Source organism: Pedobacter caeni (assembly GCF_900129215.1).
Taxonomy (GTDB): domain Bacteria; phylum Bacteroidota; class Bacteroidia; order Sphingobacteriales; family Sphingobacteriaceae; genus Pedobacter; species Pedobacter caeni.
Genome location: NZ_FQUQ01000005.1, coordinates 395,601 through 420,653, shown reverse-complemented (window position 1 = coordinate 420,653; position 25,053 = coordinate 395,601). Strand labels below are relative to the sequence as shown.

The window sequence follows — 25,053 nt, the reverse complement described above, 5'->3', positions numbered from 1 at the left end:
GGAAATTAATAAAAGATTTATTCGCAGACACCTTTACATATTAAAAAAACATACTGATGAAAAAAGTAACCGGCCTTGGTGGCGTATTTTTTAAATGCGACAATCCAAAAGGGATGAACGAATGGTATGCCAAAAACCTTGGATTGGCAACCACTGAATACGGAGTAACGTTTGAATGGCGACAGGCCGACAATCCATCGGTAAAAGGATCCACGGCCTGGTGTACCTTTCCGAAGGACACCAAATATTTCAATCCCTCAGACAAGCCATTTATGATCAATTACCGGGTAGAAAATATCGTCGAACTGGTCGAGGAACTAAAAAAGGAGAACGTCACCATTATTGATGAGATTTCCGAATATGACTATGGCAAATTCGTTCATATACTGGATCCGGAAGGGAATGCTATTGAACTCTGGGAACCCAGGGATGAAGTGGAAGATCATCCGGCAGGATAAGCGGCTTTAACTAAATTTTAAAGAATCCAGGTAATCGTTTACCACAGGGATATCGGCAGCTGCCCAATCACAATCCGGCAATGCCGATGTCTCTGTCCAGATATAGGCAGCATGTTCTTTCAGGCTAATGTTTCCTGCGGAAATCCGGCAGACAAAAGGGATCAGACGGATGGAAAAACCAGGATATACATACTCATGGGATTTCGCCGCGGACAGCACCTCAATATCAACATCCAGCTCTTCCTTTATTTCTCTGATGAGACATTCCTCAGGGCTTTCCCCTTCTTCTATCTTCCCTCCGGGAAATTCCATCTTTAATGGCAATGCCATGCCGGAACTCCGCTGGGTTACCAAAACTTTACCTTCCTCATCTACAATAATGGCACAACAAACATCAATCATGCCCGAAGATAATTTTTTAGGAAATCATTTCAAAAAGTCCGGGATAAGAACGTACCAGTCCAGATTCGTCAAACCTGATCAGTGCCTTAAAGTCATTGTCTGTATTTTCATATTTATATTGATCTTCCGTTACCCTGGTATAAATCTGTTCACGCCGCAATACTTCAAATTTCAGAATATCAAAATACATCACGCTGATCCGCCGGCTTTCCCCGATTTTCAGTTTCAACCGGTTTACAGGGATTGAATTCGTAAAGGGACTAACCATGATGTCTATCTCGATACAACCCTTAAAAAGGTCTGCTTCCAGCCCATTTCCAAACCAGTTTCCATCACCATCACTCTTATAAGCCAATTGTTTCAGCTCTCCTTCTACCCTGTTCAGTACCGAAACAGATAAAGTTTTCCAGTTGCGGTCCATATGAATCAGGTAAGAAATATGAACTTCCCGGCCATCAACCAGACCTTTCACGATGGAAGACACCATAATCCGGTCTTTTTCAAGCAACAACTCGCAATGTTCGGTCGTTTGCAGCGTGTTCAGGCCTTTCCAAATGATATTTTTCTTCATCGATATCCTTTTAATAAATTCAGATTCCGGATTTAACTGATCACAATTTCCCCCCGGCAATGGGTGCTGTCTCCAACGGTATGCTGAATCATTTCATACCTTGTCATGTTAAAATCTCCGCTTCCGGGAATGTCAAAGCTTACTTTTTCTTTTAATGTATCTTCTGATAAGCCGGAAACATATTGAAGCAGGTGCTCAGACTGAACAACAAGATCTTTAAGTAAGGCATCAATTGCTCCTTCAAATATTTTCTCCTCTGGGGAACGCTGCTCTTTACCTGTTATCTTCTCCATCCACTCTTCTTCCACAGCCAGCAAACGGGATAATTTCTGGTTGATATGAGGAAGTTCTGTAGAAACAGCTGCAGTTCCTTCTTTATTTTCAGTCAGCCGGTTTACCAGCTCATTATTTGCCCATAAGTTATAGGCGCATAAGTCTTTAGTCAGGGTTTGCAAGTTCATTTTCATTTCTTTAAATGTTTATGAATCAAATTTCAGTGCCGGCACTGACAACCCTATGGCAGCCCGGAAAAAACAATTTAAAATTATAACTTGCGCTTTTATTTCAATAATTCCTTACCATGCCAATTACATTCAGAACCATCCAGCTTAAAGATAACGAACAACTCGCTAAAATTATCCGCAGTTCCCTGGAAGAATTTAATGTTCCTAAAATTGGCACAGCCCATTCTGATCCGACAACAGATAATTTATATGCCTTGTTTCAGACAGCAGGAAGCATTTATTTTGTAGCGGAAGAAGAGGATAAACTACTTGGTGGAAGCGGCATTTATCCTACCGAAGGCCTTCCTGAAGGTTGTGCTGAATTGGTCAAATTGTACCTTTCAGGAAATACAAGGGGTAAAGGCATCGGCAAACAACTCATGGAAAAATGTGTTGAATCAGCCAAAGCGATGGGCTACAGCCAACTCTATCTGGAGACTTTACCTCAGCTTGCGCAGGCAGTAACGATGTATGAAAAGGCCGGGTTCAAAGCGCTGGATGCTGCTCTGGGAAACTCCGGCCATCATGCCTGTAATATCTGGATGCTTAAATCACTGGATTAATCCAAAGAAACGAACAGCTCCGACTGTGTCAGCCATACACCGTTAATTTTTCGCCACATGGCCGAGTAATTTCCTCTGAATGGCTCGGTTTTATAGCTCCAGCTGCCACTTTCCCAGGCCAGGATACCGCTGTCGCCAATCACGATAGCAGCAGGTAAACGCTCAAATGAAGGGGATTTTTTTGAAAACATATCTTTCCATACTTTAAGCAGCTTGGACTTCCCTGAATACTGACCTCCTTCACCGGAGATCACAACGATATCGTCCATCCAGTATTTCGCTACGCCAGCTACATCCTGATTGGAAATTGCCATATTTGAATCCATCCTCGACAGGCGGATTGCTTCTTCTTCTTGTCTTTTAAAAAATGTAGTATTGTTCTGTGAACTCATATAAAATCGGGTACCTGTTATTGATCAGCTATCGGTTGCTAATATGAGAAAAAAACTTTACTTAGTTATTCACCCTGTTCTTTTCAGCCTCTGCTCCCGTCTGATTGTGCTTCCGGAGATCAGAGAAAGTCTTCCCAAAACGATAGCTTAAACTCAGCAACACTGTTCTGGAATCAGAACGGTTTTTCCAGCCTGCGGTAGTGAGTGCCAGGTTATTGATCTGACCGTTAATGATTCTGGTATAAAAAATATCACTGGCATTCAGTTTCACAGTTGTGCTTGGAGACAACTTCTTTTGTATACCTGCATTGAATGCATACAATTTACCAATTGTAAACTGGGCATCATTGATCTTTGTCCGGTACATGCCCCCAAGCTCCGCGGTCCAGCTTTGATTCAGCTTAAACTGGAAGGTATTGGTGGTAAAGAAAAAGGTTCCTTTGCTGTTCAGCACCCCATTGTAGAAGTCTGTGCTTTTTGAATTTAAATTGGTGAGCTCTCCATAAAACTGCCAGCTCAGCCATGAAGAAAGGTCAAGTCCTGCATTCACACTCAGGCTTTTTACAATCTTACTGCCGATATTGCCAGGCCTGCTATAGTAAAGCCCGTTCTTAATTTCAATGGTTTCATTCACTTCGTCTTTGGTATCACTATAGCTCAGCGTGGTAGTTACCTTATTTTTAAAGGTATGTGAAAGCTCAATGCTATGGGTAAATGAAGGGTTCAGAAAGGGATTTCCGAGGTAATAGGTAAACTTGTCCAGAGGGGAAACAAAAGGGTTTAACTGCTGGAAATAAGGCCGGTCTACCCTTCTTCCATAATTTAAACCGATCTGGTTATTTCCTGCCGTATCCAGTTTATAGGAAAGATAGGCCGTAGGGAATAGATTGGTATAATTTCTTTTAAAAGCAGAATCTGGTTTTACCGGATTTCCCATCTGATGTCCATCAGAACTGGTATGCTCCAGGCGGAGTCCCAATTGAAAGGACCATTTACCGGCTTCTTTATTCATATTCAGATAGCCTGCGTTGATCTTCTCTTTGTAAATGAAATGATTGCTCTTTTCATAATCAGGTTTTGTCACCTGATTAATGGTATAACTATATTCACCCACGTTATCTGTTTTGGTATAGCTCGTTTTAATCCCTGCTTCCATTTTCCAGTTGTTTTCAAAAGGCTTGCTATAATCAGCTTTCAGGGTATAGATCTTAATGTTGGAAGGGAGTTTTCCGCTCAGGATATCTTCCGACTTTAAGCTCTGATCCGGCAGATAGGAAGAGTTATTGATCACCTGATCATTTTTGGAATTGTACACAAGATAATCCGCATCAGCGGTCAGCTGTTGTCCTTTTTTATCAAACTGATGGCGGTAATTCACATTGACTCCCAGATTCTTAAATATTTCGTTCTCCTTCGTTAATGCCTTCACCACAGAATCCAGTCCTCTTTGGGCATTTAAAAGATTACTGACATTGTTATTCGTTTCCGGTGAGGTACGGCGCATCCCTGTCAGCACCAATCCCCAGGTCGTTTTATCTGACTGGTAATAATCCATTCCCACTTTACCATTTAACCCTGTTCCTTTCCTGGTGATATAGCTGTTTTGCTCAAAATAAGATTTCGTACTTCCATCTTCATTCAGGTACTTTCTGAAAAGATCCAGATCCGTAAAATTATTCTGATAATTATAGCTCAGGACACTAAAGAAATTCAGTTTATTATGTCGGTAATTCAGGTTAAAACTATTGTTGGTTCTGGCGAGCTCTCCCTGGGTATAAGCAAGATTCAATCCTCCGTTAAAGCCTCTGGTATTACTTTTCTTTGTTTTGATATTGATTACTCCCCCCTTCCCTGCAGCATCGTATCTCGCTGGCGGGTTGGTCATGATTTCAATCTGATCCAGCGAAGCTGAAGGCAGGGAACGCAGGTAATTATCCAGGTCTGCACCCGATAAATAGGTGGGCTTATCGTCAATAAAAATCGTTACTCCCTGTTTTCCCTTCAGACTGATGACCCCGTTCTGATCTACTGATACGCCAGGAGATTTTTCCAGTACATCCATTGCCGTAGTTCCCGCATTGGCGATCAGGGCATCCACATTCACCACGGTCCGGTCTATCTTCCGTTCCACAAAAGCCTTTTGCCCTACAATGGCCACCTCTTTCAGGTTTTTCGTGGCAGAAACCATACTGATATCGGGAAGCACCAATCCCTGGTTCAGGGCATTGATGTGCAGCACTGCACTTTGGTAATTCTGATAGCCCATTGCCGAAATTTTGATCCGGTAATCCCCTTCTTTCAATTGTTCAAATGAGAACTTGCCATCCTGCTCTGTAAAGCTGCTCTTTAGCAAGGTGCTGTCCTGAACCCTGAATAAGGCTACAGTAGCCAGGTCAAAAGCTTGTTTTGTTTCATTCAGGACTTTACCGGAGATCTGTCCCTTTCCGGGATTTCCAGGCATCACCGAGGATTGAGCTGAAGCAATATTTGAGGCAATATTTGCCCATGCGACTAACATAGCCGCTATAAATAGTTTCATTAATTTAGGTTTAGGGGCGTTAAGAGATCCGGTTAAATTACTTCAGATTATTTAATTTCATAGTTGTAAGCCAGGATCCAGTCGGGACGTTTCAGGTACTTCTTTGCGTACTTTTTACGGGTACTCTCCGGTAAAGTTTTTCCATTCACCACAAATTCGTTTTTATCGATTCTAAAAGAAAGCTTCTCATTTTTCCAGATCAGGCCTTCTTTCGTTAAATCATTGGCGATATAGGTAGAAGTATTGTCGTCAAATTCCCCTTTATCCAGATAATCCGCCGTAATTCCGGTCACTAAGGTTACTTTCTTTTTTTCAGGATTGTCATCACTCTCTCTGACCACCGTTCTCACCGTTTTACGGGAAGAGGTTTTAACGTTCACGCTGACTTCTGTTCCTTTCCTGCCTTCCGATTTAGCATCTTGTTCCGCTTGTAACCGGTCCCTTTCTTCAGCCAACCGGTCTCGTTTCTCAGCAAGCTGATCTCTTTCTGCAGCAGCCCTGTCTCTTTCTGAAGCAGCTTTATCTCTTTCCAAAGCCTGGGCATCCCGATTTTTTGCTGAACGGTTTTTCTTTTCTGCCTCCAGGTTAAGTAAAGCAGCCTGTCTATCCATCAAGGCAACTTGTTTATCACGTAAAATGGCCTGCTTGTCGCGCAGCGCAGCTTCCACATCACGCAAAGCAGCTTGCTGATCACGTTGCGCAGCTTGCTTATCCTTAAGCATTTCCTGCTCATTGCCAGAATAGCTTTCCACCACAACAGCGCCATCCCCGGTTTTAGACACACGTTGTTCTGATCTGGTCTCCGAGCGCTTCTGAACACTAGATTTAGGTTGTTTTTTCTTCGTCCGCAAGGTATCTTGCAAGACCACATTATTTTCTGTCTTTTTCTCAGGGTGGGCTGCTCCGGAAAAGGCAGCCGTTAAAGTTACTGCGGCAACAAGTCCTACGGCCAGAATCCCTTTTTCAATTTTATTCAAACTGGGACTATCATTAGAAACCATTCTTTTCACACGTTGTACCAAATGATCGTTCTTCCCTGAAATCGCCATGGCATATTGCGGATTTCCGATATGAAACTCCTGACAGGAAATCAATGCACTGATGTAATTAACCTTATCATTAGTGCTCGAAATCGTCATGTCATCACAGCAGCTTTCTCTTTCTTCACGGATCAGTTTACTAATCCATAATACTGCAGGATTAAAGAAGAAAACAATCTCCATCAGGCTCTGTAAAATATTGACCAGGTAATCCCTTCTTTTGATATGTGCCAGCTCATGGCAAATGATCGCTTCTACTTCTTTTTCTGATAAACCATTGATCAGCCCTACCGGGATAAGAATTAATGGTTTGAGGTGCCCCACTACCATGGGTACCTTTACAATCCCCGACTGGACAATCTGTACCACCTGGGTAATTCTAAACTGAAACGCCAGTGCTTTCAATCTGTTTTCCCAATATAATCCCGCAGGGCTCACCTGTGTATTTCTGATTCTTTTGATGCTGTATAATCCTGCAAAAAGCTGAATACTTCTGGCACAAATCACCAGAAACCAGATCAGTACAATGGTAGAGGCGTAATTGCTGAAGTACCGGATTCCCTTCTGAAACAGGTCTACCGGTTCTGCGCCGGTAAGCGCAGCATTCGTCACCACCTGCTGGTGCTGAATAAAAGGAGCAACAGCACTTAAAGTTTCAAACTCCGTATGCGCCGATTTCCGCCATTCGTAAACGAAAGAAAAACAAATGCTGCCAGCAAATAACATCAAACATGAAATCAGCAGGTTATAACGCAGTTTAGCACTGGATCTGGTGGTAAACACCAGAATCAATGCTGTAAGTAAAGCAAGTACAAGTCCTTGCCAAAGCGAGTGTAATAAGGTTTTAAAAATGATCGTTTCCATTCCTGTGGTTCTTTAAGGATGAATTATTTTTGTTCCAGTTTATTCAAAAGTTCTTTCATGGTGGCCAGGTCTTCTTTTGAAGTTTTCTTATTGCCCATCAGTTGCATCATCAATCTGCTGGCAGAACCATTATACATGGTATCTATAAACTTCTCTAATAGAAAATCTTTAGTGGTCTGCTCTTTCTCTGCGACATGGTAAATGTGCTTCATCTGACGCTCATCCCTGGTCAGGATCCCCTTTTCGGTCATGATCTGCATCAGCTTCAATGTAGAAGTATAATTTACCTCCCGGTTTTCATTCAATTGATCATTCACCTGACGAACAGTCAAAGGCCCCTGTTCCCACAACACCTGTAAGATCTCCAGCTCTGCCTTTGTTGGCTCTATCTGTCTGTTATTTTCAGTTGTATTCCCTTTCATAATCTAAAGGTAGGAAACTTTTCGTACGAAACAACACTTAGCTGTATTATTTTTTATTTTACTTGCAAAATGTTACTTAACAAATCCATTAAACGCGATTAAAAAAGATTAACATCAGCGATATTTCTACCCTCAGGAACCATATTACCCTGATTATATCAAAATTATTACTAAAATGGTAATGATTTTTATGTTTATCTTTCCTAATAATTATTTGCTTTTTTTATGAAGGATAATGGCTTCATGATAGATTCCGATGGAATCTGCCTTTTCATTACGCTTACGCTCAGACCTTCTTTACCCGGAAGGCTCATCCTTATTTTTCTAAACGCCGTTCTTGCCGGAATCATTACAGTAGCCGCAATACATGAAATCCCTGCCCTGCTGATCGTTTCTGCTTTGATCTTTTTATTACTGATCAGGTATTCCTTATGGAATTTTTATGGGAAAGAGCACCTCACGATCAATACGAAATCGATCCGTTATCAGCATGAATACGGTTTTTTTAAAACTACAGCTCAAACGAATAAAATTGGAAGAAGCCTGATGGTAGAGGCGCAGAACATTTACCAATCGGGTAAATCAAAGCAAGTCCGCCTTGTTTTTGTTTCACATGATGAGAATGACTTCCCCGAAGAGGTGTATCATGTAGCCATTCCCATCACGCAAAAAAATGCGAATGCGGTCATCAGAGGAATTAACCTCCTGTATATGGATAAAGTTACCGACGACTACTCTTTGCCGCCGATACATATGAATTAATGCTTACGCTGAAGTATGGCACGATAAGCGCCATCCCAAAGACCAATCCGCTTTCTTAAAGATTCCATACTCATCTCTTCTGCGGCTTTCCAGTACGCTTCATTGTCGCCGCAAAGGTCGGAAGTCATCTCCAGTGCCAGATGACTATGGTGATCGCCATCTACTTCGATATGCCTGTCCAGATAGTATTTAAATAAAGAAATCTGTTCAGGGAACTTTTTGTTCAGGTCGTTTACAATAGACAAAAACATATTCGGAATCAGGTCTTCCCTTCCAAAAGTAAAAGTACTTGCCTGTACATGAGGCTGCCCGGCATTGATCACACTGAACGTAAAATCAACAAAATCTATGGCTTCCTGAGGGCTTCCGGCAGCCTGATAAGCTGCATTTAAATCCGCTCCGTTTTTCAGGGAGCTGATAAAGCGTCCAATCTCAGTGGTATCTGCACCGCATTGTTCCATGGCATCCAGGTACATTTCAAAGTGGCTTTTCTTATTGCCTGAAGCATCAACATCAGATTCTTCTCCTGCTACAATCTCATTGATCAGCGAACGGATATTACCTGATCCCACCGGAAACCATGGAATGCTGGTACAGGTCAGGTTGATCTGTAATGCTTTCAGTAAAGACATAAAATCCCATACTGCATAAATATGATATTCCATAAAGATCCGGAGGTCTTCCAGTTCATTGATCACTGAATAAACTTTATGGTTGATGATTTCCTGCCTTAAAGGCTCAATATTGTTTTGAATTTTTTCAAGCGTATTGCTGATGCTGTTGTCCATTGTCATAAAAAATGCAAATGTAAACATTCAGTATGATTGAATATTCTTATCTTCCTCCAACTTATCTAAATATGACAATACTTACGATTATAGGGTTGCTATTGCTGCTCCTGCTCATTTGCGCAGTGATGATTTACAACCAGCTGGTTAAAAAGAAAAACCTGATGAAAGAAGGCTGGAGCGGAATTGATGTGTATCTCAAAAAAAGATACGACCTCATTCCCAACCTGATTGAGACGGTGAAGGGCTATGCGACACATGAGCAACAGCTAATGGAAAATATTACCCGGCTACGCAGCACTGCGATACAATCCAGTACCAATCAGGAAAAGATCGTTGCCGAAAACGGGCTTAGCCAATCCATCGGGCAACTGATGATCCTGGCAGAAAACTATCCGGATTTAAAGGCAAACACCAATTTCCAGCAACTACAATCTCAACTGGAAACCATAGAATCAGAGATAGAAATGTCCAGAAGGTATTATAATGGGACCGTCAGGGAAAACAATATCCTGATCGAATCTTTTCCCAGCAACCTTCTCGCAAATGCCTTCAATTTTCAGCAAGGTGCTTTCTTCGAAATCCAGCATCAGGAAGAACGGGAAAATAAAAACATCTCCTTCTAAAAAACGCAATCATGACCAAAAAGCTTTTCAGACCCTTCAGTTATCTCCTGCTCTTTATCCTCTTTCAGTTCCCTCAGCAGTTGTTTGCCCAGACCGAAAGAATTCTTTCCTTTCATTCCAATATTAAAATTGACAGTTCAGGACTCGTCCGGATCACTGAGCTGATCAAGGTAAATGCTACCGGAGATCAAATCAAAAGAGGTCTGGTAAGGACACTTCCATTATACCGTACAGATGTTTACAGCACGAGGAAAAAGATGGACTTTCTGGTGGAAAGTGTCTTGAAAAATGGCGTTGAAGAACCTTTTTCCACCAAGGAATCCAATGGCAGCAGGTCCATTTATATCGGACAGGAAAGTGTATTGCTTGAACCCGGCATTTACGAATACCAGATCAGTTACAGTACCAGAGGACAGGTCGGATTTTTTAAAGATTATGATGAACTGTACTGGAATGTAACCGGAAATGAATGGGCCTTCCCTATTGATACTGCTTCGGCCAGCATACAGTTTCCAGCAGGCGCGAAAGGTGGAAATACGGTTTGTTATACCGGTCCGGCAGGATCTAAAGACCATAATTGCAATTCTTTTAACAATGCTGATGGCAGCATTACCTTCAAAACCAGTCAGGGTCTGGCACAGGGTGAGGGCTTCACCATCGCTGCAGCTTTCAGCACAGGTTTCATCAAAAAGCCATCATTTACAGAAAAGTTATATACAGAATACAAAGAGCTGGCCATTACTGCCTTGCTTTTAATCGCATTGGGGGGTTATCTTTTCTTCACCTGGAACCGTTATGGCGTAGATCCGGCAACACCAACAGTAATTCCCAGCTTTAATGTCCCGGGTGGCTTCTCCCCGGCAATGCTGCGTTACTTCAATAAAAGAAAATCAGATCAAAAAGGTTTTGCTACTGCCATTGTCAATATGGCCGTTAAGAAAGTCATCAGGATCAAAAAAGAAGCAGAGGATTATGTATTGGAGCGCGCTTCCGAAGACACCAGTGTGCTTAGTCCTGAAGAGCAACAGATCTATAAACACCTGCTGGCTTCGAGGTCAAAGATTGCTGTTGATTCCAGCAATAACAACACGATCTCATCGGCAAGAACGGCTTATGAGAACACGGTAAAAGTAAAGCTCGATTTTGAGAATTACTTTGTAAAACATAGCAAACACCTGACTAAAGGGGTCCTGGCTACTGTGATTGCATTTGCCTTGTTTATGTATTTCGTAGGTGGAGGTTATCCTTTTGTTCTTCTTTTCTTTGCTCCCTTTATTGGTGTAGGATTATTTTGCATTTATAACGGGATCAGAAGCCTGAAGTCCACTTACGGGCTTTCTCTTTTCTTAGTTTTATTCGGGCTTGGCTTTACCGGAGGACCAGGCTATATGTTATATCAATTTATAGGAAAAATGGAACCTACCAGTGCGGTTTTTATCATCCTTGCCACCCTGATGTTCATTGCTTTTATTTACCTGATCAAAGCCCCGACCGTTTATGGAGCGGCAATGCTTAGTGAAATAGCGGGTTTTAAAATGTATCTGGAAACCGCAGAACAGCATCGGTTAAACCTGCTGAACCCACCCGAACTCAGTCCTCAGCTCTTTGAGAAATTCCTGCCCTATGCAATGGCACTGGATGTAGAAAATGCCTGGGGTGCTAAATTTGAACAACTCTTTGAGGGAACCGATTACCAGCCTGATTGGTATTCCGGGGATCGTTTTTCTTACCGCGCCTTCGGGTCAGGAATGGCACAACCCCTCAGCAGGGCATTCGACAATGCCACCCCATCCATTAGTTCTTCCTCTGGTTCAGGTTCTTCTTCCGGATCATCCGGAAGCTCCAGCTGGAGCTCTGGTAGCAGCAGCAGTAGCAGTGGATCTTCCGGAGGTGGCGGAGGCGGTGGTGGCGGAGGCGGCTGGTAAAGCTCCTGTTCTATTTCCCTGCAGAAACGATCACAATGTCACGCTGAACAGGGATGCCTAAATTACTTTGAGTATGGTCTTTTTCCTGGATAATTTGCAGGATATGGAAGCCCGTTTCTTCCAGTAGCCGTCTCAGCTGCTGGACAGTATAGAGTTGAAATTCCCATTTTGTAAATGGCAATTGCTCCATAAATCCTTTATCCGCAATGGCGATGCAGCAACGGCCACCCGGTTTTAACACCTTATAAATCTCTGCAGCATACGCTTTGGGATCTTTCCAGAAATAGAGTGTATTTACGGTAAAGATCTTTTGAAAAGTATCTGCCGGAAAATCAAGATGTTCTCCATCAGACAGCTCAAAAGAAACAGCGCCTGAACTGATCAGCGGAGCGTTAATTCTGCCTGCTTCTTCGACCATGGTAACGGAAATATCCGTTCCGGTATAACGGAGTCCTATAGCCTTTTCCATGAGCTGGCCAACATGACTGCCATTCCCTGGTCCAATCTCCAACACCTTATCCCCGGTGCTCAACTGCAAAGATTCAATCGTTCTGTTAATCATATTTTCATTGGAAAGTGCCATGCGTTCGCCTGTCTTTATCCCGGCTTCACCTTTAGGCAAGCTCAGCTGACTGGCAACTTCCTTCAATTCTTCTTCAGTCCATTCTTTGTTCATTGGAATATATTTTTTAAAGTGGTTATGAAGCTATCGTGCCTCTGTTATGCTACGAATTAATTCGACAAATGTAAATCTCCACAAAATATGATGAGGATATATATATTTATTGAACACAAAGATTAACTTTGACACTCCAAAAACAGATCTACAAGAACAATGATATTTGCACTAGTCGCCATTAACACTTTAATTTTTCTATTCCTTTCATTTTTACACATCTATTGGGTCTTTGGCGGAACATGGGCCTTAAAAAACGCCTTGCCGGTACGGGTAAACGGAGAGCAGGCGCTAAGCCCGGGCAAATTCGGCACTTTTATCGTGGCTTTAGGACTGGCCCTATTCGCTTTCATTACCCTGGCAAATCTTGGGCTTGCAGACCAGCTGGTTGAGCGGAGGTACGTTCACATCGCAACTTATGTGATTGCAGGAATATTCTGCCTTCGTGCGATTGGGGATTTCAAATACATCGGACTGATGAAAAGCATTAAAGGAACCAACTTCGCAAAGGAAGACACCCGGACTTATGTTCCGCTTTGCCTGGTGCTTTCTTTGTTTAGCTTATCTATTCCATTGATGACCTGCGGACAATAGTCTTTTTACCACCAGCACTGGTTCTCTGTTTTACCACCAGAATCCCTGTACTTTTATTGCGCCGTCAAAATCGGGCAGGCTTCTGATTTTTTGTTTGAGGCCTACCACCATGGCTACGTTTCCGGCAATAAATACGGCATTGCTGCCCCATTGCTGCTCTTTTAGCCAATTGTGGAGGTTGTCGATGTTACTGCTCAGCTGTGGAGGGATGGCTTCCAGTAAAGTATCAAAGTAATGAGCAAATTCTTTCCGGTGATTTTCTTCATTGATCACCAGTGCCCCGCTCAGGTTACCTTTTCCTACGAGTTGTTCCAGGGCGAGGAAATGCCCCACGCAGGAACTGTCTCCAAGACATAAAATCCTGCTGCCATTTATTGGCTTTGCATTGGTTCCTCCTATTCCAAGGTAACAGATTTTATCCCCCCTTTTTAATTGAGAGACCCATTTACTTCCATCTCCATCATGTGAAGCGTCAATATAAAGCGTGCAGGTCTGGGTTTCCGCATCCCAGCTTGCAGGTGTATAATCGCGGTAAACATATTCAGCAACCTTTGTTTTCATATGTTGTACAGCATTCCATTTGTTCATGTCTACTCCCGGAAGATGCAGGTCCACTTCATAAAAAGTAGAAGGTGTCCAGCTTCTGACCTCCAGAACAGTCCCTGTTTTAGCCAGCTGTCGTTCAATTAATTGCAGTGCTTTCTTTTTCAGCATATTCATAGCTATATCATTTTATAATCAATTACAAAACAACAGCAAAAAGAAAGAAAGCACAATGCAGGATCAAGGGTAAGTATTGGACGATTAGCGGTAGCCCTTTCTGAACTTTCCTGCTGAGACACCAGCAACCTTGGTAAATAAACGGGAAAAGTAGGTATGGTCTGTAAAGCCCAGTTCAAAAGCAATCTCCTTCAGGCTAAGGTCAGTATAATACAAAAGCCGTTTTGCTTCCAGTATAATTTCATGATGAATCCAATAGCTCACCGGGAATCCGGTATTGGACTTAACAACTTCATTGAGGTAAGTCAGGGAGATGTTCAGTTTAGCCGCGTACTCGGCCGGCCCCTTTAGGGTTTTAAAGTTCTGGAGCAACAAGCTTCTGAACTGCCTGGTCAGTTGCGATGGCCTGCTGTTCAGCAATTCTCCTTTAGGGCTATTCAATAAATAGGATTCAGTCAGCATTCCGATGAAGGAAGAAAGCAGGGAATGCACCACCTGTTTACCCAATGGTCCGTCCATATTTAACAGTCTTTCATGAGTAAGTTCGAGGCACTGTTTAAACCTTTTATTTTCAGCCGCTTCCAATAACAACGGTTCCGGGTTCAGGATAACCTGTTCCAAAATCTGCCGGTATTCTTCTGCAACCAACAGGGTTTCCACAGCGATAAACCATCCGGAGGAAGCTTCTGTATTTAATACATGGTGCACCTGTCCGGGAATAATGTATAACAATGCACAACCTCCAATACTAATGGTTTTAAAATCGAGCATCACCTCCGTTTCCCCCTTTTCCTGGAAAATGAAAATATAATGGTCATCTCTATGTGCCTCCATTCGTGTTATATGTTGTTTATCAGCTTTCTCGAAATAAAGCATTTCCAGACCCCGGCTACTACGCTCATTCAATTTATGTATAGGAATGTGTGCTCTCATTTTTGTTCTGCTAATGATAATTCTAAATTATATAAGGGTCATGGAAAAAATACGGTTAAGGGATTAAAGAAGCAATGATCTGAATTCCCCGTTCCAGTTCTTCTTCATCCAGGGCTGCATAGCCCAGTCGCAAAGCGTTTACCGGTTTTCCATTAAAAGAAAATCTTTCCGTAGAAATCACCTGTACCCCATGTCTCAGTAACGACTCAGAAAAGGCAATCGTATCTATAGGTTGTTTAAATTTCAACCAGAAAGCAAGCCCTCCTTCAGGCAACTGATAATCTGCTTTTCCCTTTAAATACTGGTCCAGATATTTGCTCATGACCGCCCTTCTTTCCCGGTAAATCCCCAATGCCCGTTTGGCATGCTTATTTACGATGCCCTCTTCCATTAATTCTGCCACTGCATTTTCCATTACCGGATCTCCCTGACGGTCGATGGTCATCCTTAATGCAGCCAGGGAATCGATAAACTGCTCCGGACCAGCCACATAACCTACCCTCACTGCCGGAGCAATGAGTTTACTCAGTGAACTGATATAGATCACATTATCAGCATGATCATAGCTGGCCAAAGGCAATAAACTCCTGAGTCCGAAATGATAGTCATGGTCATAATCATCTTCGATAATTGCAAATCCATATTGGTTGGACAGCTGTAACAGTTGTAACCTCCGGTCGGCTTTCATGCTTACCGTAGTAGGAAACTGATGATGAGGGGTGACATAAACTGCCTTCAGCTGATGACGCTTACAAAGTTGTTCCAACTCCGTAATACAAATACCCTGTTCGTCTACTTCCACTGCAGTGATCTTAGCACCAGCATGCTTAAAAGCCTCAAACGCAGGCCTGTATCCAGGTGTTTCAATGGCCACCATATCCCCCGGTCGGATCAGAATCTGGGCCGTCAGGTACAGAGCCATCTGGCTCCCCCGGGTAATGCAAATCTGGTTGATCCCGAAACTTAAACCGCGGTCCATGGTCAGCATCGTAGAAATTGCCGTCCGCAGCCGCTCTTCACCCCTTTCATTGGCATACCCCAACATTCTCCACCTTGCTTTTTGCTGAAAAATCCGTTTATAGGCACGCGCCAGCTCATCCAGAGGGGCCAGCTTTACATCAGGCAATCCGTCGTTAAAAACGATCAGAGGCGTATCTGAATTTACAGTTGCCGGCATTCCGGAACCAAAAGCCGTAAAGGAAAAATTCTTTACCGAAGAAATGCTGTCCTCATTTCTCTGCCTGCGCCGTTCTTTTTGCTTTGGCAGCTTTTCTGAAACAAAGGTTCCTTTTTTATAAGCGGTTTCCAGCCAGCCTTCTGCCATCAGTTCTTCATAAGCCAGAACTACTGTTTTACGGTTTACACCGATGTCTGTAGCCAGAATCCGGCTTCCCGGCAAGGACATGCCCGGTTTTAAACGGCCTTTTTTGATCTCTCCGATAATCCCATCAGCAATCTGCTGGAATACAGACTTATGGCTTCCTAGTTCGATGTTCAATATGGTCTTCCAAGGTCTAAGCATCTGGCCCATGAGTTTTAGTAAAAACTGGATGATTTCACCCATCCAAAAATACGCAAAATTTGTAGTGTCAAAAGGAATTGACATTTAATAATTTCTATCACCATTAAAATTCAATATCATGAAAACAACAGCAGCAACAAAAGAACAATTATCATCAAAAGATTTCCACCAAACCTTTGCCCGTCCAAATTATGTAAGACCTGAGAAGTTCATACACAAGAATGTAGAACAGGCTGGCGTTCATAATCAGTTCTCTACAGAAAGAAAACACCCTGTGTTTTTTGTAGACCTTCCTACCAGAAATGTAAGCATGACCATCGGCGGACTTTTACCCGGACAGCTGACCAATAAACACCGTCATACCTATGAAACTGTTTTATTCGTCATTGAAGGAAAAGGCTATACCGAGATCGAAGGAGAAAAAGTAGAATGGCAGGCAGGAGATGCCGTGTATATCCCGGTATGGGCCTGGCACCGTCACCAGAACCTGAGTGATACAGAACCGGCAAAATACATCGCCTGCGAAAATGCCCCTCAGCTACAACACCTGGGCGTGGCTTTAAGAGAAGAAGAAGGCAGGGATCTTTAACAGGGTGAACGCTCTCTTTTTTAAATGCGCTCTTTAAAACGCGCTCTTTCATTGATTTTTTAAGTTAAAAACCCACACAGATGAATAACCATACATTTAAAGGCATTATTGCCTATCCCATTACTCCTTTTAATGCTCAGGAACAGGTAGACCTGCCCCTATTCAAAAAACTTGTTGAACGTTTGGTAACATCAGGCTCCCATGGTATCGCACCTCTTGGCAGCACAGGGGTGATGCCTTACCTCAACGACGAAGAAAAGGAAGCCATCACTGAAGCCACCATTCAACAGGTTGCAGGCCGGCTTCCTGTAGTAACAGGAGTATCTAACCTGACCACAGAAAGGACCATTTACCATGCTAAATTTGCCGAAAAAGCAGGAAGCACCGCAGTGATGATCATTCCGATGAGTTACTGGAAGCTTACAGACCATGAGATTTTCAGTCATTATGAAGCCGTGGCCAAATCCATTTCTATCCCTATCATGGCCTATAACAACCCTGCAACAGGAGGAATCGACATGTCTCCAAGCCTCCTGAAAAAGTTACTCGAGATTCCAAATGTCACGATGATCAAGGAAAGCTCCGGCGACCTTCAGCGGATGCATACCCTTCGCAGAGATTTAGGAGAAGACGTGGCCTTTTTCAATGGTTCGAACCCTCTTGCCCTGGGTGCTTTCGCAGCAGGTGCTTTGGGTTGGTGTACCGCAGCGGCCAACCTGATTCCGGAGTTGAACGTTGGATTGTATGAAGCCATTCAAAAGAACGACTTACATGCTGCTCAGGATATATTTTATAAACAGCTTAATTTGTTGAAGTACATTTTGGCAAAAGGCCTTCCAAGAGCTATAAAATCAGGACTGGAAATACTAGGTGAAGATGGTGGTGAACTCAGAGGTCCGTTAAAACCATTGAACAGTCAGGAAGTAACTGAACTGGCTACACTGTTAAATGCGATAAGCGCATAGGGTCAATTATTCCTAACCCGGGTATTTAATGATTTACCTGGGTTGGGATTTGATATTTTTTTAAAACAAAAAGCCAACGATGATGAAAAGAATAACAAACCCGGGAAACAATCCGGCAACAATATAGGTTAGCATTTCACCTTTTACTGTTGATAGTCTGACCATCGAATTCACATCCTTAGGGTCATAAATAATATCAAACTCATAACCAACTTTCAACATAGAATCCTCTGCAAACCTCGGAATAAAAAACTCAGATTTCATCTGTTTCATGATCCCATAATGGGATTTGAATTCTATGACCGGCACATAGCCTAACTCCTGATCATAAGAACTGGTATGGCTAACGACCTGACACACTCTCGCCCTTGTCCGGAATCCGCTTTTTAAAAAGCGATAGGTTTTCCTGATGTGTTTTACGATAAAATACATTCCAACTATTGAAGCGGTTAAAAAAACAATTAGATACAGGTGATTGACTTTCATTCTACATTGTTGATTTAATGCATTAGTCTGTTACCACTCAAATTTCTTAAGACTTACTGTGCCGCTCATGTTAATGCTCGCCAGCTTTGTATAGGAGCAATCCAATGATCCCAGCTTTCTCAGTCCGGTTACATTCAATGAAACCAGTGGATTTTCCCTCAAAGTGACCTCCTCCATTTTTTTAAACTGTGTTAAATTCAGTACTGATAACAGGTTTTCATCCAATCGCAGCATCCTGAGTTCAGGACATCCTTCCAATTTTAAATCCGACATCATATTTCTTTGAAACTCTAAAGCCACCAGTTTCGGCATATTACTGATCGCCAGCTTCCACAGAGAATTGTCATGCATCTTAATCTCTTCTAAGTTCGTTAAGCCGGTTACATCCAGCATCTTGATTTTATTCTGATGCAGGTACAATAATTTTAAATTCGTTAACCCTTTCACATTAAGGTTTTCAATGAGGTTATTATAGCCAAAAATCTGGGTTAATTTTTTCATGCCCTCTACATCCAGTGCCCTTACTTTATTATTCCAAAAGCTCAGGATCTGTAAATTTGTAAAGCTCTTAATGCCAATCAAAGATCCGATTTCAGCCTGATCTACTTTTAGCTCCGTCACCTTCTGGGCTTCTGAAACCTGGATTTCACCATCACCATTAAGGTCCAGACCAAGCTGGATTAAAGTTTTTTTAAAGTTCGGATCAGGAATTTTAACCGTTTGAGCAAAAACAGGCAGAGATAAGCTCAGGGCCGAAAAAAGTATGGTCAGGTATAAATAGGTTGTTTTCATTTTTATCAGTTTAATTGCTCACCACTACATTTGTGACCGCTCCGGCTTCTTTGACTTCTACAAAGGCTCCCAGTTCATTCTCAACATCCACATTATACAGGTAGTCTTCATAAATTGGCGAGGAGCCCAGGGCATAGCCATAAACATTATAGGAAGTCACCGTTCCAGTTTGTACGGGCTTAGACTTGGTCTTTTGGTAACCAATCCAGGTCAGGATATAATATTTTCCGGGTTTGATGTTGGCGAATTCAAAATGGCCCTGATCGTCTATATACCTTCCCTGTACGCGATAGGTAAAAGCATCATTGCTCATGGTCGCTTCTTTCTTCGAACCACGATGTTTTTTCTTTAGCTCCAGAAACTCTGTAAAATAAGGCGTCACCGGAAACAGAATGATCTGACCACCTCTTCCATTGAAGTTGTCTCTTCCTTTCTTTTTAAGCACCCCAACTCCACGAATCGTGGCCGTACCAGGCTCCATTAATTTTGCCGTTTCTGTTTCATTGAAGGGAGTAGTGGGTAAAATCCACTCTTTCGGTTTTTGAGCCTGAGCGCAAAGGAATGCGGAAGCCATGAAAATGACGCAAACCGATACTTTTAGTATTTTATTGACCATAAAATTCTTTCTAGCTCCAAATAAAGCGAATAAGCTACAGAAATACAATACCGGGAAACTGGTATTCCCATCGAAAATCAAGAATTTTCTGATCGGCTTAGGCGGGATCATCCCTCCTGGTCACATGCTCTGCAAGCTCATAACCACCGGACTCTCCTTTGTCGTCCAGAAACAGCAATACAATCAGGGAAATGATTGGAATCAGAAAAGAGATAAAAAACCAGAAAAAGAAGTTTCTGCCCATGCTTTTAGCAAGAATGCCAGCCACTGTCTGGGGAATCAATAAGACACATATTAAGAGTAACTCAGGCATACTTGAATAAACAAAGAGATGCTTTGGGGCAATCAAAGATAATAAAAAACCAGAAGCCCTGATGAAAAATGCGGGAAACAAAAAATCCCGGCTTGTTGTTGCCGGGATTTTGCTGATCCGGGAATAATTAATTCCTGATTAACATTCTACTATTGATAACCCGGATTTTGCTGATCTTTTAAAATTGGATTCGCATCCGTTTCTACCTGAGGAATCGGAAAAACCAGTCTGTTATCCCCTGGCTGGAAATTCACGATCTTCCAATGACTAACCCCTGATCTTGTAATCGGTGTTTTCGTTCTCAGCAGATCAAAAAACTTATGTCCCTCGCCGTATAGCTCTTTATCTCTTTCTACTAAAATCTCATCAATCAATGCCTGGCCGGTATTTAATGAAAGGACGGTAGCCGTTCCAGCTCTGGATTGAATTGGCAGCAGTGCAGCTTTCGCTGCAGCCTCATGTGACACACCTTGTCTTGCTTCAGCTTCAGCCTCAATAAGGTACATTTCTGAAGAGCGAAGCAGCACCTGATTATTGGCAGGGGTAGTTGTAAAGTCAAACTTATTGATTAGATACCCTTCAGCTCCTCTTCTCCGGTAGATTCCGGTACTTGCAGGTGCACCTGGGCTCGACTTCACTAAAAACTGTTGCTTGCGAACATCCACATTACTAAATGAATTTAAAAATTCGTCCGTTACCCTAAAGCTGGAATAACCAACATCATAGGGATCATAAAAAGAACTTACCGCAATAAAGCCCTGATTATCATCTGTTCTGTAGTTGATGGCATAGATCCATTCTGAAGTTGGTGTATTAAAACCGGTAAGCAAAGATGCTGCAGTTCCCAATGGTCTGCTTGCCCTGGCCAGTTTTGCATATTTACTGGCTTCCGGATAATTTCCCATATTCAGGTATACCTTTGCCAGGATCCCCTGAATGGCTGCGTTATTTATTCTGTAAACATTTGTTCTTGCAGGAAGATTAGCTTCAGCATACTTCAGATCACTTAGAATAAAATCATAAACCTCTTTTACTTTAGACCTTCCCGGAGGCGTCTCATTAGGACCCAAAGGGAGCTTTACAATTGGAACCCCAGGTGCTTCAGGGTCAAGCGTATAAGGTTTACCATACCACCTGACAAGCCAGAAATAGGTTTCTGCCCTGATTGCTCTCGCTTCAGCCAGATAAGCTGATTTTTCTGCATCTGTTAAAGAAGAGGAAGGAATTTTATCATCAAACTGATTTGCATTTGCGATGATGCGATAGCCCAGAGTCCAGTAGTTGGACGGTTCAACTGAAGTAACCGTTTCAATAAACTGATATCCATTCACAAAACGCCCATAGTTACCAGCCCCGCTTACCACCATGACATTACCACCTTTAACATCGGAATTTAAGATCATGTTGTTCTTGAAGCTTCCGTCGGACGACAAATCGTAGAGCCCGTTCATTGCTACAGCAATCTTTTCCGGAGTAGAAAAAGCATCGCCGGCACTAATTTTATCATTTGGTGTTACTTCCAAAAACTCCTTTTTACATCCACCCAGCCCTACCAGACAGATGACCGCACTGTATACCGCGATTCTATATATATTTTTCATATCTTTTGCTCTATAAAATTAAAATCCCACACTTAAACCAACAGAAAATGTCTTAATGTTAGGAATATCATTATTACTCAATCCACCCATATCTACTTCAGGATCCAGGCCTTTATGCGCTGCAAACGTAAATGGATTCTCAGCCATAACATAAATACGAAGTGAAGACAGCTGCAGAGGATTTATTAATTTTTTATTTAAGGAATATCCTAAAGTGATGTTCTTCACCCTCAGATAAGACCCATTAAATAAGAATCTGCTGGATTGAGTGTTGGAATTATCGGAGTTGGCTGTAGGGATAAACCTTGGAACACCGTCCTGATCTCCCGGGTTTTTCCATGCGTTGAGAACATCTCTGCTCATTTGCTGTCCAGGGTTCATTCCATTATGCATCAGGGTCGCATACAGGTTATCATAAATCTTATTACCCAGAGAAAAATAGGTATAGATACTCATGTCAAATTCCTTATACCTTAAGGTATTTGATAAACCTCCCGTAAATTTAGGAAGCGCCGATCCTAAGTTATTATACCTTGTGGCCAGACCCTGGTTTTTGGTAGTTACCCTGTTTCCATTAGGCTTTCCATCTGCTCCGAGCTCATCCATATACCACATCGCTGCCCCATCAGCAGGATCAAGACCTGCATACTCTTTCAAATACCACTCGTACCTGCTGCTACCCACTTTCCACCGTTTGGTCGCATCATTTACATCAGTCACCTCATCCTGAGTCATGTTCTTGATCTTATTCTTGTTAGAAGTAATGTTAAAAGAGACATTCCAGCTAAAATCTTCTTTTTGAATGGGACTTCCATTTAACAGGATCTCTACCCCTGAATTGTCCATAGAAGCCAGATTGGTGATCAGGCTATTGAAACCGGTGAGCCTTGACAATGGCCTGTCAAACAGTAAACCAGTTGATCCTCTTTTGTAATAGGAAACCTCACCACTGATTCTGTTATTCAACACTGCAAATTCCAACCCGATATCGGTAGTTGCATTTTGTTCCCATTTCAGATTCTTATTTTCCAGTTGTGTATATACCATACCAGATTTACCTTCGTAATTCCTTCCCAGCGTATATAAGCCCTGAGCACCATAACGGTCAATACGGTCATTACCGGATGTTCCATAGCTGGCGCGCAATTTCAGCTCATTCACGAAAGAATCATTGCCAAAGAAATCTTCCTTACTGATTCTCCATGCACCACCTATTGAATAGAAATTACCATACTTGTTATCCGGTCCGAAAACGGAAGAACCATCTCTTCTGAAACTCCCTGACAAGAAATACTTTTTATCGTAATCATAAGTTAATCTCGAGAAGTAAGAGGAAAGTCTTTTTTCCGTGAAAGAAGATGTGGCCGTATTCGGAATAGAAGCGGCAACCAGCTCTTCTGCATCAGGGAACGCAAAACCTGTGGCCTGGGCATAAATATTATCCAGTTTGGTTCTATAAGCTTCCTGGCCCAACAATACATTCAGACTGTGTAAACCTAAGGTTTTATCATAGGTCAGTGTATTGACATACGTTACGGTAATATCCTCTCTTGTATAACGGTATCCTCTACCTGTTACGCTCACTCCATTTCCATGAAGAGGGTTATAAAACTGACGTTCCCTGTTGTTGATATAATCAATACCGATAGATGATTTAGCCGTAAAGTCTTTTAAAAATTTAACCTGAATATACGGACTGGTGATGATCCTGGTTGTTTTTGTATTGTACTCATCCAAGGTTGATAAACCTACCGGGTTAAAATCAGGGGAAACCGGGTTTACATAACTATAAACAGGTTTTCCTGTTGCATCCAATATTGGATTTCCAGCCGCATCCCTTACATATAATGAATAAATATTTGAGGCAATGTCAGCAAAACGTACTGGGTTTGCTCCCCCTCCTGCACCCGCTGGAGTATTCTGATCGCTACGGGAAAGTGTATTGGTAACCCCGAATGAGATATATTTATTTACATCATTTGTGATGTTGAATTTACCGGTATATCGTTTAAAATCTGAGCCGATCACAATACCTTTCTGGTCAAAATAACCTCCTGAAACATAGTATTTCAATTTGTCTGTTCCTCCGCTTGCCCCAATATTTACATCTTTGGTAACGCCCCTTTGGAGTACCTCGTCTCTCCAGTCGGTATCATAAAGCAGACTTGCTCCTGGATTCAATACGCCGTTGGCACCAAATGGATCTGGTGTATTAAAAGGGTTTACGGTTAATTTATCACGCGTTAATTTATTAGCCTCTGTAGCAGCAAGGTCAGGTGCTGATCCGGCAGCAAGGCGCCTTGCATAATAGTTGTCGAAGTATACTTTATAATACTCACTCGCATCCAGCACTTCATGCTTCTTAACGGCTTGGGAAGAGTAACCTCCGCTAACGCTTGCTGTAAATTTTGTATTTCCCGACTGCCCCTGTTTAGTGGTAATTAAAACCACTCCATTCGCAGCCCTTGATCCATAAATCGCTGCTGCAGTAGCATCTTTCAAAACCGTTACTGAGGCAATATCATTAGGGTTTAAAGAAGAGAGTACATCAGAAGTTTGAGCTACCTGACTAAGATCTCCATTGGTAATCGCGATTCCATCAACCACATATAAAGGTGTGCTGGAAGCCGTAAATGAACCGACCCCACGGATACGGACCGCTGAAGTTGCTCCCGGTTGTCCGGAAACACTGGTTACCTGTACCCCTGCTGCCGCACCCTGAAGTGCTTTTTCAAATGAAGTAGTTGGTCTGTCAGCGAAATTCTTAGCTCCTATCGTTGCTGCTGATCCGGTAAAGTTTTCCTTTTTAACCGTTCCATATGCAATCACAATCACTTCATTGAGGTTTTTGGAGTCCTCAGTTAAAACCGTATTAATCTGGCTTTCTGCACCAATAACAACAGTTTTGCTGATGTATCCCAAAGAAATGAATTCCAATGCATTGACAGATGCGGGAACCCTAAGGGTATACTTACCGTTTGCGGATGTTTGGGTGGCACTTTGAGTGCCTTTTGCCCTGACTGTGGCGCCTGGGATCGGAAATCCGTCAGCCCCGGTTACAGTTCCAGACACAGTCCTTTCTTGTGCAATTGCTGAGAAAGCAAAGAGCATAAGAATGGCCAAACTTTGTAAAAGTTTTTTCATAATCAATAAAATTTAGGTTAGTTAATTAAGGCGAATATATTGATTTCAGCCCCTGAGCTCAGTTCAGCAGGAGATACGATATGTTAAATGACCTTACAATGACAATTAAAATCAGATATAAAATCTGTTTAAAGAATAAAAAAATAATTTAATTTTGATTAGATGATTTTTTTCAGATAATTATTCTGAAATGCAATAAAAATGGCTTTGTAACGAAAATGTTTAACTTAATTTAACATTTTATATC

Annotated in this window: 26 protein-coding genes; 8 read left to right on the top strand and 18 right to left on the bottom strand. The window is 42.2% G+C overall.

The window, feature by feature from the left end; all coding sequences use genetic code 11:
* The first annotated feature begins 56 nt into the window (after positions 1-56).
* Complete coding sequence (locus tag BUC20_RS25700) at positions 57-458, top strand: VOC family protein (protein WP_073234918.1); 402 nt, start codon at positions 57-59, stop codon at positions 456-458.
* 6 nt (positions 459-464) lie between these two features.
* Here the strand turns inward: BUC20_RS25700 and BUC20_RS25695 are convergent, their stop codons facing one another.
* Genes BUC20_RS25695 through BUC20_RS25685 form a run of 3 tightly spaced genes read right to left on the bottom strand, consistent with a single transcriptional unit; the run spans position 465 to position 1,898 of the window.
* Positions 465-860 carry a (deoxy)nucleoside triphosphate pyrophosphohydrolase gene (locus BUC20_RS25695; RefSeq protein WP_073234915.1) on the bottom strand — a complete coding sequence of 132 codons (396 nt, stop codon included), beginning with the start codon at positions 858-860 and terminating at the stop codon, positions 465-467.
* A gap of 16 nt (positions 861-876) precedes the next feature.
* Positions 877-1,431 (bottom strand): putative glycolipid-binding domain-containing protein, encoded by a 555-nt coding sequence (locus BUC20_RS25690; RefSeq protein ID WP_073234912.1) that lies wholly within the window; start codon positions 1,429-1,431, stop codon positions 877-879.
* A gap of 32 nt (positions 1,432-1,463) precedes the next feature.
* Positions 1,464-1,898, bottom strand: coding sequence for a DinB family protein (locus BUC20_RS25685; RefSeq protein ID WP_073234909.1), 435 nt, complete (start codon positions 1,896-1,898; stop codon positions 1,464-1,466).
* Positions 1,899-2,011: 113 nt separating this feature from the next.
* Between BUC20_RS25685 and BUC20_RS25680 the strand changes: the two genes are divergently transcribed.
* A complete protein-coding gene (locus tag BUC20_RS25680; RefSeq protein WP_073234907.1) occupies positions 2,012-2,497 on the top strand; it encodes a GNAT family N-acetyltransferase in 486 nt (161 codons plus the stop codon).
* On the opposite strand, the gene BUC20_RS25675 is transcribed toward BUC20_RS25680, so the two are convergent.
* The 4 genes from BUC20_RS25675 to BUC20_RS25660 form a co-directional block, all read right to left on the bottom strand.
* Positions 2,494-2,889: a YybH family protein gene (locus BUC20_RS25675; RefSeq protein ID WP_073234904.1), complete on the bottom strand. Its 396-nt coding sequence runs from the start codon at positions 2,887-2,889 to the stop codon at positions 2,494-2,496. The two genes, BUC20_RS25680 and BUC20_RS25675, sit on opposite strands and share 4 nt — an antisense overlap.
* A gap of 61 nt (positions 2,890-2,950) precedes the next feature.
* Complete coding sequence (locus tag BUC20_RS25670; protein WP_084529284.1) at positions 2,951-5,428, bottom strand: outer membrane beta-barrel protein; 2,478 nt, start codon at positions 5,426-5,428, stop codon at positions 2,951-2,953.
* A 47-nt stretch (positions 5,429-5,475) separates the two neighbouring features.
* Entirely contained in the window at positions 5,476-7,332 is a 1,857-nt protein-coding gene (locus BUC20_RS25665) for a M56 family metallopeptidase (protein ID WP_073234899.1), read from the bottom strand.
* A gap of 23 nt (positions 7,333-7,355) precedes the next feature.
* Positions 7,356-7,754, bottom strand: a complete 399-nt coding sequence (locus tag BUC20_RS25660; protein WP_073234896.1) for a BlaI/MecI/CopY family transcriptional regulator — start codon at positions 7,752-7,754, stop codon at positions 7,356-7,358.
* A gap of 225 nt (positions 7,755-7,979) precedes the next feature.
* Here BUC20_RS25660 and BUC20_RS25655 point away from each other — a divergent pair, with 225 nt between their 5' ends.
* On the top strand, positions 7,980-8,516 hold the full coding sequence (locus BUC20_RS25655; RefSeq protein ID WP_073234893.1) for a hypothetical protein: 537 nt from the start codon (positions 7,980-7,982) through the stop codon (positions 8,514-8,516).
* Here BUC20_RS25655 and BUC20_RS25650 read toward each other — a convergent pair.
* Complete coding sequence (locus tag BUC20_RS25650) at positions 8,513-9,331, bottom strand: DUF3050 domain-containing protein (protein WP_234994601.1); 819 nt, start codon at positions 9,329-9,331, stop codon at positions 8,513-8,515. The two genes, BUC20_RS25655 and BUC20_RS25650, sit on opposite strands and share 4 nt — an antisense overlap.
* 44 nt (positions 9,332-9,375) lie before the next feature.
* Between BUC20_RS25650 and BUC20_RS25645 the strand changes: the two genes are divergently transcribed.
* Entirely contained in the window at positions 9,376-9,930 is a 555-nt protein-coding gene (locus BUC20_RS25645; RefSeq protein ID WP_073235682.1) for a LemA family protein, read from the top strand.
* An 11-nt stretch (positions 9,931-9,941) separates the two neighbouring features.
* Entirely contained in the window at positions 9,942-11,855 is a 1,914-nt protein-coding gene (locus BUC20_RS25640) for a DUF2207 domain-containing protein (RefSeq protein ID WP_073234890.1), read from the top strand.
* Positions 11,856-11,865: 10 nt separating this feature from the next.
* On the opposite strand, the gene BUC20_RS25635 is transcribed toward BUC20_RS25640, so the two are convergent.
* Positions 11,866-12,531, bottom strand: a complete 666-nt coding sequence (locus tag BUC20_RS25635) for a class I SAM-dependent methyltransferase (RefSeq protein ID WP_073234887.1) — start codon at positions 12,529-12,531, stop codon at positions 11,866-11,868.
* A 159-nt stretch (positions 12,532-12,690) separates the two neighbouring features.
* Here BUC20_RS25635 and BUC20_RS25630 point away from each other — a divergent pair, with 159 nt between their 5' ends.
* Entirely contained in the window at positions 12,691-13,125 is a 435-nt protein-coding gene (locus tag BUC20_RS25630) for a DUF3995 domain-containing protein (RefSeq protein ID WP_073234884.1), read from the top strand.
* Positions 13,126-13,155: 30 nt separating this feature from the next.
* Here the strand turns inward: BUC20_RS25630 and BUC20_RS25625 are convergent, their stop codons facing one another.
* From BUC20_RS25625 to pdxR, 3 genes are all read right to left on the bottom strand, one after another.
* Positions 13,156-13,845, bottom strand: a complete 690-nt coding sequence (locus BUC20_RS25625) for an SIP domain-containing protein (protein WP_143166920.1) — start codon at positions 13,843-13,845, stop codon at positions 13,156-13,158.
* Positions 13,846-13,929: 84 nt separating this feature from the next.
* On the bottom strand, positions 13,930-14,778 hold the full coding sequence (locus BUC20_RS25620; RefSeq protein ID WP_073234878.1) for an AraC family transcriptional regulator: 849 nt from the start codon (positions 14,776-14,778) through the stop codon (positions 13,930-13,932).
* A 55-nt stretch (positions 14,779-14,833) separates the two neighbouring features.
* The gene (gene pdxR, locus BUC20_RS25615) at positions 14,834-16,300 is read right to left on the bottom strand and encodes a MocR-like pyridoxine biosynthesis transcription factor PdxR (RefSeq protein WP_073235681.1); all 1,467 of its coding nucleotides are present in this window, start codon (positions 16,298-16,300) and stop codon (positions 14,834-14,836) included.
* 118 nt (positions 16,301-16,418) lie between these two features.
* On the opposite strand from pdxR, the gene BUC20_RS25610 reads away from it, so the two are divergent.
* Together BUC20_RS25610 and BUC20_RS25605 are read left to right on the top strand one after the other, a co-directional pair.
* Positions 16,419-16,889, top strand: coding sequence for a cupin domain-containing protein (locus tag BUC20_RS25610; RefSeq protein WP_073234875.1), 471 nt, complete (start codon positions 16,419-16,421; stop codon positions 16,887-16,889).
* 80 nt (positions 16,890-16,969) lie between these two features.
* On the top strand, positions 16,970-17,854 hold the full coding sequence (locus tag BUC20_RS25605; protein ID WP_073234872.1) for a dihydrodipicolinate synthase family protein: 885 nt from the start codon (positions 16,970-16,972) through the stop codon (positions 17,852-17,854).
* 60 nt (positions 17,855-17,914) lie between these two features.
* On the opposite strand, the gene BUC20_RS25600 is transcribed toward BUC20_RS25605, so the two are convergent.
* The 6 genes from BUC20_RS25600 to BUC20_RS25575 form a co-directional block, all read right to left on the bottom strand.
* Positions 17,915-18,340, bottom strand: coding sequence for a DUF3592 domain-containing protein (locus BUC20_RS25600; RefSeq protein ID WP_143166919.1), 426 nt, complete (start codon positions 18,338-18,340; stop codon positions 17,915-17,917).
* 30 nt (positions 18,341-18,370) lie between these two features.
* Positions 18,371-19,132 (bottom strand): leucine-rich repeat domain-containing protein, encoded by a 762-nt coding sequence (locus tag BUC20_RS25595; protein WP_073234866.1) that lies wholly within the window; start codon positions 19,130-19,132, stop codon positions 18,371-18,373.
* Positions 19,133-19,142: 10 nt separating this feature from the next.
* Entirely contained in the window at positions 19,143-19,748 is a 606-nt protein-coding gene (locus tag BUC20_RS25590) for a hypothetical protein (RefSeq protein WP_143166918.1), read from the bottom strand.
* Positions 19,749-19,845: 97 nt separating this feature from the next.
* Positions 19,846-20,061, bottom strand: a complete 216-nt coding sequence (locus BUC20_RS25585) for a hypothetical protein (protein WP_073234860.1) — start codon at positions 20,059-20,061, stop codon at positions 19,846-19,848.
* A gap of 149 nt (positions 20,062-20,210) precedes the next feature.
* On the bottom strand, positions 20,211-21,662 hold the full coding sequence (locus tag BUC20_RS25580; protein WP_073234857.1) for a RagB/SusD family nutrient uptake outer membrane protein: 1,452 nt from the start codon (positions 21,660-21,662) through the stop codon (positions 20,211-20,213).
* A gap of 18 nt (positions 21,663-21,680) precedes the next feature.
* The gene (locus BUC20_RS25575; RefSeq protein WP_084529280.1) at positions 21,681-24,806 is read right to left on the bottom strand and encodes a SusC/RagA family TonB-linked outer membrane protein; all 3,126 of its coding nucleotides are present in this window, start codon (positions 24,804-24,806) and stop codon (positions 21,681-21,683) included.
* Between the last annotated feature and the right edge of the window lie 247 nt (positions 24,807-25,053).

What these genes read in the sequence shown, in the direction of transcription:
- BUC20_RS25605 (WP_073234872.1), top strand. Translation starts at nt 16,970, where the DNA reads ATGAATAACCATACATTTAAAGGCATTATTGCCTATCCCATTACTCCT.
- BUC20_RS25660 (WP_073234896.1), bottom strand. Translation starts at nt 7,754, where the DNA reads ATGAAAGGGAATACAACTGAAAATAACAGACAGATAGAGCCAACAAAG.
- BUC20_RS25670 (WP_084529284.1), bottom strand. Translation starts at nt 5,428, where the DNA reads ATGAAACTATTTATAGCGGCTATGTTAGTCGCATGGGCAAATATTGCC.
- BUC20_RS25685 (WP_073234909.1), bottom strand. Translation starts at nt 1,898, where the DNA reads ATGAAAATGAACTTGCAAACCCTGACTAAAGACTTATGCGCCTATAAC.
- BUC20_RS25580 (WP_073234857.1), bottom strand. Translation starts at nt 21,662, where the DNA reads ATGAAAAATATATATAGAATCGCGGTATACAGTGCGGTCATCTGTCTG.
- BUC20_RS25590 (WP_143166918.1), bottom strand. Translation starts at nt 19,748, where the DNA reads ATGGTCAATAAAATACTAAAAGTATCGGTTTGCGTCATTTTCATGGCT.
- BUC20_RS25680 (WP_073234907.1), top strand. Translation starts at nt 2,012, where the DNA reads ATGCCAATTACATTCAGAACCATCCAGCTTAAAGATAACGAACAACTC.
- BUC20_RS25630 (WP_073234884.1), top strand. Translation starts at nt 12,691, where the DNA reads ATGATATTTGCACTAGTCGCCATTAACACTTTAATTTTTCTATTCCTT.
- BUC20_RS25665 (WP_073234899.1), bottom strand. Translation starts at nt 7,332, where the DNA reads ATGGAAACGATCATTTTTAAAACCTTATTACACTCGCTTTGGCAAGGA.
- BUC20_RS25700 (WP_073234918.1), top strand. Translation starts at nt 57, where the DNA reads ATGAAAAAAGTAACCGGCCTTGGTGGCGTATTTTTTAAATGCGACAAT.
- BUC20_RS25650 (WP_234994601.1), bottom strand. Translation starts at nt 9,331, where the DNA reads ATGTTTACATTTGCATTTTTTATGACAATGGACAACAGCATCAGCAAT.
- BUC20_RS25620 (WP_073234878.1), bottom strand. Translation starts at nt 14,778, where the DNA reads ATGAGAGCACACATTCCTATACATAAATTGAATGAGCGTAGTAGCCGG.
- BUC20_RS25585 (WP_073234860.1), bottom strand. Translation starts at nt 20,061, where the DNA reads ATGCCTGAGTTACTCTTAATATGTGTCTTATTGATTCCCCAGACAGTG.
- pdxR (WP_073235681.1), bottom strand. Translation starts at nt 16,300, where the DNA reads ATGCTTAGACCTTGGAAGACCATATTGAACATCGAACTAGGAAGCCAT.
- BUC20_RS25575 (WP_084529280.1), bottom strand. Translation starts at nt 24,806, where the DNA reads ATGAAAAAACTTTTACAAAGTTTGGCCATTCTTATGCTCTTTGCTTTC.
- BUC20_RS25690 (WP_073234912.1), bottom strand. Translation starts at nt 1,431, where the DNA reads ATGAAGAAAAATATCATTTGGAAAGGCCTGAACACGCTGCAAACGACC.
- BUC20_RS25645 (WP_073235682.1), top strand. Translation starts at nt 9,376, where the DNA reads ATGACAATACTTACGATTATAGGGTTGCTATTGCTGCTCCTGCTCATT.
- BUC20_RS25595 (WP_073234866.1), bottom strand. Translation starts at nt 19,132, where the DNA reads ATGAAAACAACCTATTTATACCTGACCATACTTTTTTCGGCCCTGAGC.
- BUC20_RS25655 (WP_073234893.1), top strand. Translation starts at nt 7,980, where the DNA reads ATGAAGGATAATGGCTTCATGATAGATTCCGATGGAATCTGCCTTTTC.
- BUC20_RS25625 (WP_143166920.1), bottom strand. Translation starts at nt 13,845, where the DNA reads ATGAATATGCTGAAAAAGAAAGCACTGCAATTAATTGAACGACAGCTG.
- BUC20_RS25610 (WP_073234875.1), top strand. Translation starts at nt 16,419, where the DNA reads ATGAAAACAACAGCAGCAACAAAAGAACAATTATCATCAAAAGATTTC.
- BUC20_RS25675 (WP_073234904.1), bottom strand. Translation starts at nt 2,889, where the DNA reads ATGAGTTCACAGAACAATACTACATTTTTTAAAAGACAAGAAGAAGAA.
- BUC20_RS25600 (WP_143166919.1), bottom strand. Translation starts at nt 18,340, where the DNA reads ATGAAAGTCAATCACCTGTATCTAATTGTTTTTTTAACCGCTTCAATA.
- BUC20_RS25695 (WP_073234915.1), bottom strand. Translation starts at nt 860, where the DNA reads ATGATTGATGTTTGTTGTGCCATTATTGTAGATGAGGAAGGTAAAGTT.
- BUC20_RS25635 (WP_073234887.1), bottom strand. Translation starts at nt 12,531, where the DNA reads ATGAACAAAGAATGGACTGAAGAAGAATTGAAGGAAGTTGCCAGTCAG.
- BUC20_RS25640 (WP_073234890.1), top strand. Translation starts at nt 9,942, where the DNA reads ATGACCAAAAAGCTTTTCAGACCCTTCAGTTATCTCCTGCTCTTTATC.